A 13,431-nucleotide genomic window follows, 5' to 3' on the forward strand; every position below is an offset into this window, starting at 1 on the left:
TGGAGAAGGGAGCCGTCAATATGAATCAAAGATCAATTATGCCGGAGGATCTGAGTCACTACCGTTGCATAAGTCAGCCTGTTGTCAGCCCGAACGGACAAGTGGCTTATGTGGAACAGACCATAGATCAGGATAAAAACGAATATAACACGCAAATTCGAGGAATCTCGCTGGATGGTGATGAAGATATTGCACTCTCTGATGGTACAAAGGACTCTTCACCTGCCTGGTCGCCGGATGGCACACAGCTCACATTCATTCGCTCCGTGGACGGGGGGAAGGGACTATGGGGACTCAATTCGGATAAAAAAGAACCTGTCATGCTGATCTCTCCCGCATGTAAAATTTCGAGTTATATCTGGTCGCCAAACGGGCAGTATATTGCATTTACCAGCAAGGTGCAACCGGAGGAGCAACATAAGAAAGCTGAAGCCCACCAGGAGCCAGCACCTTTGCTGCGAGGTAAAGTCTTTGAGCGCACAACGCCGAAGGCGGAGGGGGCTGGCTGGTGGGACGGTCAATACAGCCATTTGTTTATATACGAGATCGGAAGCGGGGAGATCACACAGGTGACTTCCGGGCTATGGAATATCAGCGCTCCGGCATGGTCGCCAGATAGCAAGCAGCTTTCTTTCATTTCGAAGCAAGTAGAGGATGAGCAGCTTGATGCAGATTTGCTGTACTTTACGGATATATACAGCGTTCGATTGGGAGAACGTGATCTCTTCAAAGTGACAGATTCCAGTCTGGCGATAAGCCAGTTCTCCTATTCATCCGACGGGCAGCAGCTGATCCTGATCGCCAGTGATCGCGAATACGGGAGTGGGAGCCACAACAGCTTATATGCTGTCCCTGTTCATCGGGGGGAACCCAGGATAATTGCACCACAGTTAGATATGCACATTGGTAACGCAGCACTGGGAGATATGAAGTCAGCAGGTGCATCACCTTCTCCAATCTCGGATATCCATCATCCGGAACGTGGTGTGTATGTACTCGGAACGCATTACGGGAATGTGGACGTGTACCGCATTCAAGACGATGGAGCTTGTCAAATGGTAACGGGCGCTGGTGAAAAGGATGTGTATCAGTATACCTTAACACCAGATGGTTCATCGCTGGTAGTCGCTGCGTTGACTGCTGAACACCCTGGGGAGTTATATCGAGTGGATATCAACAGTGGGGAAATGTTTAGACTTACCCGCAGAAATGATGAATTCATGGCTGAATTGGCCGTAAATGTGCCAGTTCGTGTAGAGTTTAAGTCCTCCGATGGATGGCCACTTCAAGGTTGGTTAGCCACACCGGAAACACGTGACACCAATGGGAATCTGCCATTAATTTTGCAGATTCATGGTGGACCTCACGCAATGTATACGGGAACATACAGTCATGAAATGCAGACACTCGTTGCACAAGGTTATGCTGTGCTGTGGATCAACCCTCGCGGAAGCATTGGATTCGGTCAGGAGTTTGCAAGAGCTTGCCGAGGTGACTTTGCCGGAGGGGATTACAGGGATCTGATGGAAGCCGTTGATTATGCCCTGGCTACCTATGATTTCCTTGATGCATCACGTCTGGGTGTAGCGGGTGGCAGTTATGGCGGAGTAATGACCAACTGGATTATAGCGCATACTCACCGTTTCAAGGCGGCTGTAACCCAGCGTTGCATCTCCAACTGGCTGTCCATGTATGGAACGAGCGATATCGGAATTTCCTATGTCGAGGGAGTCATTGGTGGTAATCCGGCGGAAAATGCTGAATTTCTGTGGTCCCGGTCGCCTCTTGCCCATGCACATCACATTGAGACGCCACTTCTGATCATGCACGGAGAGCAGGACTATCGGACACCGATTGCACAAGCGGAAGAATTGTATACGACGTTAAAACGATATGGCAAAAAGACCAAACTGATTCGTTATCCAGGTTCCAACCACAGTTTGCTGAAAAGCGGTAAACCTTCACTTCGGATTGATAGCTTCGAACAGGTGAATGCCTGGTTCAATCAGTATCTCGGGAATGAGGAGGGCGAGAAATGAGTCGAACTCAGTTGTCCATTCCTGTAGGGCTTCTTGTAGAGAATGTTCTGACAAGTGGGGAACCAAAAGAAGTGATTATTGATTGTTTACAACGTGGAGACTTTTCCCGGTTGCTCCCTCTGGTTAAGGAACCCGGGATGGATTTTGATGAGAGACTGCAGACAGCAGCTGATATCGGAGACGATTGGGAAATGGCGATACGTCAGGGTTATGAGTTCAAATTTTTGCATATTAACGGGTTGAAACGATTGCTCGATTTCCGGTTTGACCGTAAGGTGGATCGGGATTACGTTCAAGATGAACTGTCACTGAAGCATATTCGTCTGACCACACAAGAGATTGAACTGCTACAATCGTTAATTGGCAGGCAGTGGATCGTACAAGCAGAAGAAACAGAGGCAGCAGAAGAAGGCAGAACAGATAGCGAGTCATCTTCCCACATTCCTGTCCTTATTCAATTGAAATTCCCATAGTATGACCAGAAGAAGCCGCGATGATCGCGGTTTTTTTGCTATGTACCGGTAGAAATGAGGACGACTGAATTCAAAAGTTGAAATCGGACTTTATATGATTTATATTTATATTAAATGATATTATAATATATCAAAAATGCGGGTATAAAGAGGGGGACCTAGGATGTCCATTCAAAATGTTTTGGGAAAAATTCAAATATCGGATGATGTGATCTCCAAAATTGTCGGCAAGATCGCGAACACTACCAGTGAGATTTCCTCCATGTCGACAGGACTTGTAGAAGGCATCGCCAAAAAGTGGAGCGGGAAAAGTCTACAAAATGGCATATATATCCGCAAGGTAGAATCAAGACTGGAGATAAACGTAAAGGTTGTCGTTTGTTATGGAACGAAAGTGCATGAAGTCTGCAGGGAATTGCAAAACAATGTGAGATTGCATGTGGAACAGCTGACCGGATTAACCATTGATACGGTGAATGTGATCGTTGAGGGGTTATCATTCAACCAACCTGCTTCCCAGCTTTAATTCAATTTCAGCTAACTAGAGGAGTGACAGCGATGAATAAGATTTCCATAACAAAAGCCAGTCCACAATCATTAGTCGGCGGGCAACTAAATCAGATGGCACTTGAATATATGGCCTATTCGCTTGCAGGTACCAAAGATAAAGGCATTATAGAGAAAACATTTAACAAGTTATGGCGTTCGAATCAGAACCGATTCAGTCACCAATATGCTTATGAAGCTAAAATGGGTAACCAAACGCTGGGCATGATCATGTGTTATCCGACCACTATAATGAACAAACTTGCTTTGCCAACGTTCTCCAAGCTGTTTGAACTTCGTAAATGGAGCCTGATTAAGTATAATCTCCAACATTGGAAAGAGTTCTACTCCATGGTGACATTAAAAGAAGCGGAGAACGACGAGTACCACATCGGGACATTGGCTACGTTGCCAGAAAGCAGAGGACTTGGTGTAGGAACACAGCTCATTCATTTTGCTGAGGAACAAGCTATAACACAAGGTCTGTCCAAATCTTCACTTACGGTTAAAAAGGAAAATCTACTAGCTATTAAACTGTATGAACGTTTGGGATACCAGAGAGTAGGGGAAATCAATAAACCTTCGCTATCCCTGTACAGAATGTCCAAAATACTGGTGTAATGCTTTCTGATGGGAATAGAACAAGCAGCTAACTGGAGAGTTTCACATATATAAGCCCACATTGGAACAGTTAAAAGTGTGAGCTGGAGGGGCCGCTTTATGCGTCCCTTTTTTAGTTTTCAGATTATTCTCATAAAAAAAGTAACTTGACTTTTGTGTGTGATTAAGCAGGTACTTGACAGGGGTGTGGTATAGTATAAAAAGTTCTTTAATGAAGAAAGACGGAGAAATATACAATGCGGGGTGTGACCAGTGTATCAATATAAGGATCAGGAATATGAAGCAGTACATTTTGAGGGGCGTGATCTGCGCTATGGAGAACTCATAAGTTGTGTTTTTAAACAGTGTACATTTATGAACGCTTCTATGGAAGAGATCGAAACAAGTAACTGCCGTTTCATTGAGTGTGACTTCAAAGGCGCTTCCATGAATGGTTCGATTCATACGGAATCGGCTTTTGAGAACTGCACCTTCGGTGGTGCGAATCTTTTTGCTTCCAAATTCAGCTCCTGCAAGATGACAGGCTCAGACTTTTCAGGTGCGCAAATGGATGGCATCACATTAAGTCACGGCGATTGGTCTTATACAAATCTGAGACATACCCGATTAGGCAAACAGGATTTGCGAGGAATTCGTTTCTTTGAAGCTGACTTTACGGACACGGATTTCACCAAAGCGGATTTGAGAGACTGTGATCTGACAAGAGCCGTTATGAGCAGAGCCAAGCTGCAAGGGGCTGATCTTAGAGGAGCTAATCTGGAAGGGATCGATCTAAAGTCACTGGATATCAAAGGTGTACGTTTGGATCGTGAACAAGCCGTTCTGTTTGTACGCTCGTATGGTGCGAAAGTAGATTGAGTTGAACATACACAGCAGGAAGCCGCCTTTAAGGCGGCTTTTTTGACGTTAAAGCTTTCCCATTCAAGCAAATTGGCAGGAATAAGAGATCTAAACAAGAAGTAGTTAACATAAGTCTTAACAAAAGGAGGTCATTATGACAGTCACACTCATTGCCATAGTTGCTATTATTATCTTTGGGCTTATCACAGGTACAATCACTACGATTATGGTATTTAAACTGCTGCGCAGCAATAAAGAGAAATATCACCTTCGCAAGAGCATTCTGATGGACGGAATTCCAGCAGAAGCAATCATTCATGATATTGTACAGACTTCATCCAGTATGGATGGAAGGCCTGGCGTACGACTGGATTTGACTGTAACCCAAGTTGACGGCCGAACCTTTCCAACAATTGTAGAGACCTATATTCCTATCACACATATTCCCCACTTTCAGAAAGGAAATGTCATTAACGTAAGATATATTACGATGGGGAATGAACGTAAAGTTGAGGTTGAGGATGCCTATGTTCCTGTCTGAATTTAATTAAACGTATTAGGAGTAGGGACTCAGAAGGTGGATGGTTAATGCTTAAAGAAGTTGGAACCCTGCGATGGGAAGAAGGACTTTTAAGCTTTATGTTTTCAGCACATATGTAAGAGGTGGCTTGTTACGTTCAGAATGCGATTTCGTGAGGAAGTATGCTATAATTTTATAGTCTAATCCAATCATATGATGGATAAACAGATCAATTGTTGAACTATACTCGCCAAGAGGTGTAATACAATGAAAAAAGAAATGACTACAATTAAACAAACCAGGCTTCATTCCATTTTGGACGAGGCCACCAAGTTGCTGATTGAAAAGCCGAATGCTTCCATGAATGAAATTGCTGAATCTGCCAAAATCGGGATCGCTACATTACATCGTTATGTGGAAAGCCGCGAACAGCTCATGGTTCATTTGGGATTACGCGCAATCCAGGTGGTCAGTGAGACCATGCAACAAATTCAACTGGATGAAGAGCACTGTGAAAAGTACATACCCGAGCTGATCGAGGCGCTAATTCCATTAGGCGACAAAATATATTTTCTGGCTCATGACACCACCATTAACTATAATCCAGAGATTGAGGGAGCAGATCTGAAGCTGAGAGAACCGGTACTGCATGCGGTCGGTCTGTTACAACAGAAAGGTTATTTCCGCTCCGATCTTGATAAAACCTGGATTGTCGATGTGCTGTATTCCATCATGTTCCTGACGTGGCAGCAGGTTGTAAGTGGTCATATCGCGAGAAAAGCAGCTCCTGCGCTTGTAGTAGAGACGTTTTATCACGGATTTAAGCAACACTAGGTCAGCCCCAAAAGGAAAAATATTAGATTTTAATAGGGAAACACCCCAAAACAGTCAAACGTATCGTTAGGTACACAGACTCTTTGAGGGTGTTTTTTTTGCGTTTGCAACAGCTTTTCTCAGTGTACAGGCATCATGGACTTGATTTTTACTAATATTCAAATATTAACAGGGTTCAGAATTTAAGATTTCAAGTTTACAAAAAATGATATAAATTTCTAGTAGATTCAAATCATTACCAAATAAAGACAAAATATTCAAGCGAGGAGGTCAGGCAGAACGACCTGCAATGGTGCAGTTGAAAATCAGTTCAAGTACTCATTCCATCAACCCAAATCAGGAGGGATTCCATGCTTTACACCATTATTGTGCCAGTCAACCAGGACTATAACATTCTGAACCTGTTCACAGATTCGCTGCTCCGGACGGTAAGCCCATCCACTCAGATTATTTTTATCAACGACGGTTCCGGCTCAGCAGTCTTTCAACATCTGGATAAACTGAAGCAAGAAATAAAAGAAGGTGTGACCATCGAGATTCTTCAGCATGATTTTCCACTCGGTTGCGCCGTGTCGATTAATAGCGCACTGAGTCTAGCCAAGGGAGAGTACATTTTCTTCCTGGATTCTGACACGATTCTAGAGCCGAACTGGCAACCGATGATGAAAGAGACACTGGACAGTGATATTACGATTGGCATGATTGGAGGCGTTCTGTTGTATCCGCAAACCGGAGGGGTGCAGCATTGCGGCATTGCTTTTGCAGACACCATCGGCCGCCACCTGTTCCTGAACGCATCCCCTGATGATATCCCGAAAGAAACGTTCTCCGTTCAACTGGTGGTGTTCGCCATGTTCGGCATGAAGCGAGAAGTATACGAAACCATTGGCAACCTCGATGAGAAATTCTTTAACGGGTACGAGGATTTTGATTATCAGATGCGGGCACGAGCTGCAGGATACGATACGGTCATTAACCCGAATATTCAAGCCTATCACTGGGAACGCAGCAGCGGTATTCACCGCAATTTCAACCGCAAGAACAATCTGGCACGCTTCTGGAAAAAGTGGGGCGGTCAAATTGAGGCGGATGTGTGGCCTTTCGTTTTCGGTCATCTGAAAGCGCAGCTGGAAAGCCAAGGGGAATATCAGCATCTTCCGATTGTGGGCATTGATCTTGCAGAAGTTCGTAGTGATGCCGATACGTTCTGGACCAAGCTGGAAGAAGCCGAATTTGCCAATATAGCCGAAGTACGCGACTATTCCAATCGCTTCAATTCCAACGGAGCCATCTGGCTGCCACAGGTACTGGGCAAGGAACTGATCCATAGTGAGAATCGGTTACTGTTCTTGGTGGACAATTTCGCCCGTTTGCTGGAGAACCGTTACTGGATTGAGATGAGACACGCTCATCGGGCCAAGGATCTGATCATCGATCTGTATGGCAATGTAATCACGATGGATCGCATCTACGATGGATGCTGGCCTGGAACCAAAGTTCGGTAATTCACGCACAACGTCAATAAACAGGGAGGTACTTAAGGTGAAAGAAAAAGAGAGCACGCTCGATCGTGCCGTACGATTTAGCCGTAATCTGGAGTGGTTGGAGCAAGTCGAAAAGGTAATTCCGAGCGGATGCAGCACTTTAGCCAAAGCACCTGAACGTTTATTTCCAGGGCATACACCCGTATGTTGTGCAGAGGCTTACAAATCCCGATTTACAGATATCGACGGTAATGAATGGCTGGATTGCGAAATGGCCATGGGTACGGCGTCCTGGGGTCATGCGAGGCATGAAGTCCAACTAACCGTCATTCACCAGCTCAAAAAAGGGACAAGCTTTTCGGTTCCGGCCGACATCGAGCTTGAATGCGCCGAATTAATTCTGGAGCGGTTTGAGGGCCGTTATCCGTCGCTGCGTTTCACGAAGAGTGGTGCGGATGCAGTAAGTGGGGCCGTACGACTTGCCCGTGCTGCAAGTGGCAAAAGCAAGGTGATTGCGACGGCTTATCACGGGTGGCATGATTGGTCTGCCTATGGTTATTACGGTGGCCAGACAAAAGAACGGGGCATTCCTGTAGATATCGAGCGTTCAACGATTTGGGTCAACAAACCTACTGCGGAGCGAATTGAGGCCCAGATTACCTCATCTCCCGAGGATATCGCATGTATTGTTCTATGCCCCAACGAGTGGAAACGGGATGCGCTGGAGGAAGTCGTCAACCTATGCCGGTCTCTGGATATCATTATCATATTTGATGAAGTCACTTCCGGTATTCGAATGGGCAAACAGGCTACAGCAGGAGAATATGACATCTGGCCTGATCTGCTCTGCATCTCCAAAGGTATGGCAAACGGTTTACCTCTCGCAGCGGTTTTGGGGCCAGAGCACTTAATGTCTCTGTCGGGACAGGTCCGATTCAGCAATGCCCATTCCAGCGAAACAACAGCACTTGCGGCAGCCATTGCCTGTGAACGATTAATGAAGAATGCGAAAGTATGGCCGACCTGGCGTGATCCGGCAACCCGGATCATGGATCGTCTGGAATCTGAACTTGTGTTACTCGGATTAACAGATCAATTGGAATTGAAGGGGACGTATGCGAGCTTCTGCATTCAATCCCTAGCCGAGGATAACTTTCAAGCGGACCCTTTCCGCGAGTTCATGGTGAAGAGAATGGCTCACTTCGGCATCTTCACCAAAGGTTACTTTATTTTCTCGGATGCCCATACAAGGGAAGAATTGCTGTGGGTTGAGGAAGCGCTGTTACAGACCCTGTCAGACTGGAAAGAGATTCAGAAGCAGGAACATCTTCATTCGATGCAATTATCGAAAACGTTTGAAGCTTAATCCATAGATTATAATCGATAATCGACTAGGAGGAATTATTCAATGAAAGCACTCGTATATCAGGATCTCAAACAGGTGACGTACCAGGAGATCGAGGAGCCAACCATTCAAAAGCCAAACCAGGTAAAAATTAAAATCTATGGTTCCGGCATCTGCGGGACAGATCTGAATATTGTCAAAGGCAAAGTGCCGGCGAATAAAGGGACGATCATTGGTCATGAAGGCGTAGGCACCGTGGTTGAGGTGGGCGACGCAGTTCGCGGTTTCAAGATCGGTGATCGGGTATTGGTTGATCCCACGCAATCTTGCGGTACCTGCTCATACTGCCGTGAGGGTCTGTTCATCTACTGCGAGAATTTTGATGACTATCAAGTAGGGATGACGACACATGGAACCTTTGCCGAATATTTTGTTGGGGACGAGAAGTATATCTATGCTATCCCGGATTCCATGAGTTGGGAAACGGCCATGATGATCGAACCATTGGGATGTGTACTTCAGACGTTCATGAAAGCAGGGACTAAGCCAAGTGACTCTGTACTGGTCCTCGGTTCTGGTGCAATCGGTTCCCTGTGTCAGCTTGTGAGCAAACGATTGGCGAGGCTTACTGTAGGCACTGAAGTCGATCCATACCGCAAAGAGTTCGCTTCCGGGATCGCGGATCATGTGTTCTATCCTCAGGACCTGACACTGGATAAAGTATATGAGATCAATAATAACAAAAAGTTTGATATTGTAGTGGACGCGGTGGGGAACCAGCTACATGTGGGATTTGAGATGATTGCCAAAGGCGGCAAGATTATTCCTATGGGATATGACGACAGCTATGAGGTGACGTTCAAATCAACAGCCGTGATTAATGATGGCATTAGTATCATCGGCGCGGTTGCTAATCACTCGATGATCAGTACGGCACTGAAATTTGCCCAAAGTATCCCGGAACTGGAACAGATGGTGACAGCCAAGGAACTGCTGAGTGATTATGAACAAGCCTTTAATGGAACAATTGGTTATGACATGCATACTGGAGAGAAATTGCCGATGAATTCGGTCAAAACAGCTCTTATCCTATAAGAGATACTATAAGCATGTAGACATTAGCGGGTTTGCCGCTGCGAGAAGTTGGAATTCGCAGCGGTGAAAACCGCAGAAGGAAGGGATATGGATTGAAATTGCTTCAAGATTTGCCGAAGAATCCACGCTACTCCATTTTACTCGAACCGGTATGGGCCATTCCGGGCACGATTGTTCTCTTCTACGCTCCTTTATATATGAAGGAAGCCGGACTTTCGGACATTGAAATAGGTTTAATCAATTCGGTGAATCTTTATTTTGCCTTTATCTTTCAATTGTTTGCGGGTTCCATTACAAATAAGCTGGGACGCAAACGAACAACACTGATCTTTGATCTGCTTGCCTGGAGTGTTCCCATGTTCATCTGGGCTTTCTCCCAGAACTTCTGGCTGTTTCTAATCGCCTATTTACTAAACGCAACATCCAAGTTTGTAACGGTCGCCTTTAACTGTCTGATCATAGAGGATGTGGAGGAACACAAACGATCGAAGGTGTTTGCCATTCTCAACATGATCATTACAGGAGCAGGGGTATTAACGCCTATTGCCGGGGTGGTCATTGCTGATTTTGGTATTGTGCCAACACTGGCGAGCATTTACTTTGTCGGGGGTATCCTCATGACTGCCATGTTTTTCATTCGGAACCGATACACGGATGAGACCGAGGTTGGCAAGGAACTTATGGGATTGCATAGCAAAACCCGCGTGCTTCAGAGTTTGGGTTCCAGTCTGCGCCTGTTCGGCAGATCATTCTACAAACGGCGACTTTTTCCGATTATTCTGATTACGGTTTTATCCAATCTGATTCTGCAGCTGAATTTCTTTCAGGTCATTTTCTTCAAGGAACAGTTGAAATTTGATGACCGTGTTATTTCGTTTATCCCAGTAGTGACTGCGGTAACCGTCATGCTGCTCTACCTGGTCATCATTCCGAGATTGAAACGGCGTTCGGAAGAAAAGTATGTTGGTTTTTCCATCGTGCTTAGCACGGCCGGGGCCATTCTGTTTCTATTGATCCCTGTGGGGAATATAGGGATGTTGTTTCTCACGCTAATCGTGCTCGCTGCGGGTAATTTCATTTTGCAGACGTACCGGGATTCCCTGCTGATGAACCGATTGGGTACGCATGAGAAGGCTGATATGTTCTCGGCCGTACAGACAGTCATGACGCTTACAGCCATTCCATCCGGTTACCTGACCGGCTTGCTCTACCATCACAATCCAACACTGTTATTCAGTGTCATTCTTGGTCTGTACGTCGTGCTGATGGTCATCATGTTATTCCTGCCTGATCCCCAGAAGCACTCCCAAGTGCTGGAGCCTTACAAAAATATGTAGAAGAAGGGGTTTTCTGTATATGGATCGAATATGTAGTACAGAAAAAACTAGAACATATACACTAGAACATATTTTACTTGGGAGGGTAAGAAATGACTAACGTAATGACAACAGAAGCACGGAACCAATGGAGCTGGATGAACGAGCCTGAGACCTGGTCCTACACGGATCAGGGAGGTGTGCTGGTGGAAGCGCAAGCGGATACGGACTTTTTCCAAGATCCAGCAGGGAAGCACATTCGTGCAACTGCACCGTTCTTGTCCATGCCTGTGCCTGACGATTTCGAAATCACAACCCAATTAACCGTGGATATGAAAAATCAATATGATTCCGGATGCCTGATGGTGATGTCGGATGATCTTAACTGGTGCAAAATTTGTTTTGAGTATGATGGAAAAGTGCCTACCATCGTGTCGGTGGTGACACGTGATGGTTCATCCGATGATTGCAATTCGGTTGAAGTCTTCGTACCTGATCCCTATCTGCGTATACGCAAAGTAGAGGACTGCATATCATTCTTTTATTCACCCGATGGGGAAGAGTGGAAATTAATTCGATATTTTGGCATGCCGACACAAGGGGAACTTCGAGCTGGATTAGTTGCACAATCGCCGACGGGAACGGGCTGCGCGTGTCACTTTTTATCCGTGAACGTTACTCATCCGGACTTGACCGCACGCTTCTAATCCGCTCCCCTGGCCGATCATTGGAGGGAGAATAGGTTCATGGTAAAAGCATTTATATTTGATTTTGATGGACTCATTGTCGATACAGAGACACCTTGGTACTATGCGTTTCGCGATATTTATGAAGAGCACGGAGTTGAACTTGGTCTGGAGTTATGGTCGAAAAATGTGGGGACATCCTTTGAGGAATTTCATCCATTTCTGTACCTGGAGCAGGCGCTACAAAAAAAGATAGATCATGATCATATCAAGCTGCTATCAGAACAGAAGTACGAAGCCTATTTGGGACAAGCGGCTATTCTGCCAGGGGTGCATGAATTGCTTCAGTCTGCGAGGGAAAAGGGGATTCAGCTTGCGGTTGCTTCCAGCTCCACACGGGACTGGGTTCATGGTTACTTGCAGAAATTAGGCATTTTCGATTACTTCACCGTTGTTCATACTTCGGAGGATGTGAAGCGAGTGAAACCGGACCCTGAACTGTACCTTCTTGCGCTCCAGAGTCTTGGGATCGAGGCTTCCGAAGCGATTGTATTCGAAGACTCACCTAATGGCTTGAAGGCAGCCAATGCCGCAGGTATTCGTTGTATCATCGTGCCTAACGAGGTAACGTGTGGTCTGGAATTCGCCATGCATGAACTGCGGTTATCCTCGTTGGCCGAGATCGATATGGAGGCTCTTTAAACCAGATACTGCTTACGTAGCTCGATCGGGGAGATCCCTTCGTATTTTTTGAACACTGATCCAAAGTAACTGGCACTGTTGAAACCAACGGCTTTGGCTATTTCATGGGCAGTAGTAGCGTCATTTTCTATGAGCATTTCCTTGGCTTTTAATAACCGATATCGCATCAGATACTCCAATGGAGTCATTTGAAATTCTTTTTTGAATATCCGATTGAGGTGCTGCTCGGTAACGTCCATCTGCTCAGCCAACATGGGGAGAGAAATATCTTGATGATAATTTTGTTTAATAAAAGTAATGAGTTCATCCAATCTTAATCGGGCATCAGAACGTTCGTAAGCACTATAGCGTTCACCTTCAATGGTTAATCTGACCAAAAGCATGTACAGTAATGCGGATACGTGCCAGATCTGATCCTTGTGCCGGGACTGCAGCGCCAGCGTAATTTCATGCAACAGGATATGAAGCATTCCGTCCGGCTTGAAGGCGCGCAGCTCCCCGATCTGCAAGGTATGCAAGAAACGTGGCAACAAATAGCCATTAAAAGACAGACAATCAAATCGTAATGAATCACTCAGATTGTGGTAACGGTAGGTTACCTCGGGGAACAAAATGAGAGCGGTTCCTTTTTTGATCGAAAATTCATGATTCTTAGCTGCGATTTGCCCTGTTCCTCCGATGCACTGTACAATGCTGTAATCCCGTGAATGGTCGCTCCAATTCATCAATTCATCAACGGTCAACTGGTTTTGCCCTGTAATCATGAGCGGCATATCGGCATCCAGTGGATTCCCCATGCTAGGTTTCGGCATCGTCGTGTTATTCCTCTTTTCGTTAAAGGATCATGTGCGTAAGTGGCGTGGTTACAGCGTTAAAAGAAACTTAGAATGAATTATATTACATAAATGGAATAATTTTAATTGAAGGACA

The 13,431-nt window shown here is 45.5% G+C and carries 14 protein-coding genes; 13 read left to right on the forward strand and 1 reads right to left on the reverse strand.

All coding sequences use genetic code 11. The features are described from left to right. The first annotated feature begins 20 nt into the window (after positions 1-20). From ABTV53_RS13060 to ABTV53_RS13120, 13 genes are all read left to right on the forward strand, one after another. Positions 21-2,039, forward strand: a complete 2,019-nt coding sequence (locus ABTV53_RS13060; RefSeq protein WP_433753472.1) for a prolyl oligopeptidase family serine peptidase — start codon at positions 21-23, stop codon at positions 2,037-2,039. Beyond that, on the forward strand, positions 2,036-2,512 hold the full coding sequence (locus tag ABTV53_RS13065) for a hypothetical protein (protein ID WP_433753474.1): 477 nt from the start codon (positions 2,036-2,038) through the stop codon (positions 2,510-2,512). Before ABTV53_RS13060 ends, ABTV53_RS13065 begins: the two co-directional genes overlap by 4 nt. Positions 2,513-2,675: 163 nt before the next feature. Next, positions 2,676-3,038 (forward strand): Asp23/Gls24 family envelope stress response protein, encoded by a 363-nt coding sequence (locus tag ABTV53_RS13070; protein WP_433753476.1) that lies wholly within the window; start codon positions 2,676-2,678, stop codon positions 3,036-3,038. A gap of 32 nt (positions 3,039-3,070) precedes the next feature. Further along, the gene (locus tag ABTV53_RS13075; protein ID WP_353884116.1) at positions 3,071-3,679 is read left to right on the forward strand and encodes a GNAT family N-acetyltransferase; all 609 of its coding nucleotides are present in this window, start codon (positions 3,071-3,073) and stop codon (positions 3,677-3,679) included. Between the two features lie 252 nt (positions 3,680-3,931). Then, positions 3,932-4,537: a pentapeptide repeat-containing protein gene (locus ABTV53_RS13080; RefSeq protein WP_433753478.1), complete on the forward strand. Its 606-nt coding sequence runs from the start codon at positions 3,932-3,934 to the stop codon at positions 4,535-4,537. Between the two features lie 136 nt (positions 4,538-4,673). Next, complete coding sequence (locus ABTV53_RS13085) at positions 4,674-5,060, forward strand: hypothetical protein (protein WP_433753480.1); 387 nt, start codon at positions 4,674-4,676, stop codon at positions 5,058-5,060. Positions 5,061-5,306: 246 nt separating this feature from the next. Next, entirely contained in the window at positions 5,307-5,873 is a 567-nt protein-coding gene (locus ABTV53_RS13090; protein ID WP_433753482.1) for a TetR/AcrR family transcriptional regulator, read from the forward strand. A 350-nt stretch (positions 5,874-6,223) separates the two neighbouring features. Further along, positions 6,224-7,378 carry a glycosyltransferase family 2 protein gene (locus ABTV53_RS13095; protein WP_433753484.1) on the forward strand — a complete coding sequence of 385 codons (1,155 nt, stop codon included), beginning with the start codon at positions 6,224-6,226 and terminating at the stop codon, positions 7,376-7,378. Between the two features lie 37 nt (positions 7,379-7,415). Next, a complete protein-coding gene (locus ABTV53_RS13100; protein WP_433753485.1) occupies positions 7,416-8,723 on the forward strand; it encodes an aminotransferase class III-fold pyridoxal phosphate-dependent enzyme in 1,308 nt (435 codons plus the stop codon). A 42-nt stretch (positions 8,724-8,765) separates the two neighbouring features. Continuing rightward, positions 8,766-9,797, forward strand: a complete 1,032-nt coding sequence (locus ABTV53_RS13105; protein WP_433753486.1) for a zinc-dependent alcohol dehydrogenase — start codon at positions 8,766-8,768, stop codon at positions 9,795-9,797. A gap of 92 nt (positions 9,798-9,889) precedes the next feature. Next, the gene (locus tag ABTV53_RS13110) at positions 9,890-11,134 is read left to right on the forward strand and encodes an MFS transporter (RefSeq protein WP_433753488.1); all 1,245 of its coding nucleotides are present in this window, start codon (positions 9,890-9,892) and stop codon (positions 11,132-11,134) included. Positions 11,135-11,226: 92 nt separating this feature from the next. Continuing rightward, a complete protein-coding gene (locus tag ABTV53_RS13115) occupies positions 11,227-11,820 on the forward strand; it encodes a DUF1349 domain-containing protein (RefSeq protein ID WP_433753490.1) in 594 nt (197 codons plus the stop codon). 39 nt (positions 11,821-11,859) lie between these two features. Continuing rightward, positions 11,860-12,501 (forward strand): HAD family hydrolase, encoded by a 642-nt coding sequence (locus ABTV53_RS13120; RefSeq protein WP_433753492.1) that lies wholly within the window; start codon positions 11,860-11,862, stop codon positions 12,499-12,501. Here ABTV53_RS13120 and ABTV53_RS13125 read toward each other — a convergent pair. Continuing rightward, the gene (locus tag ABTV53_RS13125) at positions 12,498-13,313 is read right to left on the reverse strand and encodes an AraC family transcriptional regulator (RefSeq protein WP_433753494.1); all 816 of its coding nucleotides are present in this window, start codon (positions 13,311-13,313) and stop codon (positions 12,498-12,500) included. The genes ABTV53_RS13120 and ABTV53_RS13125 overlap by 4 nt on opposite strands. Positions 13,314-13,431: the final 118 nt, after the last annotated feature.

It is taken from the genome of Paenibacillus amylolyticus, from assembly GCF_050990605.1.
Classification (GTDB): domain Bacteria; phylum Bacillota; class Bacilli; order Paenibacillales; family Paenibacillaceae; genus Paenibacillus; species Paenibacillus amylolyticus_H.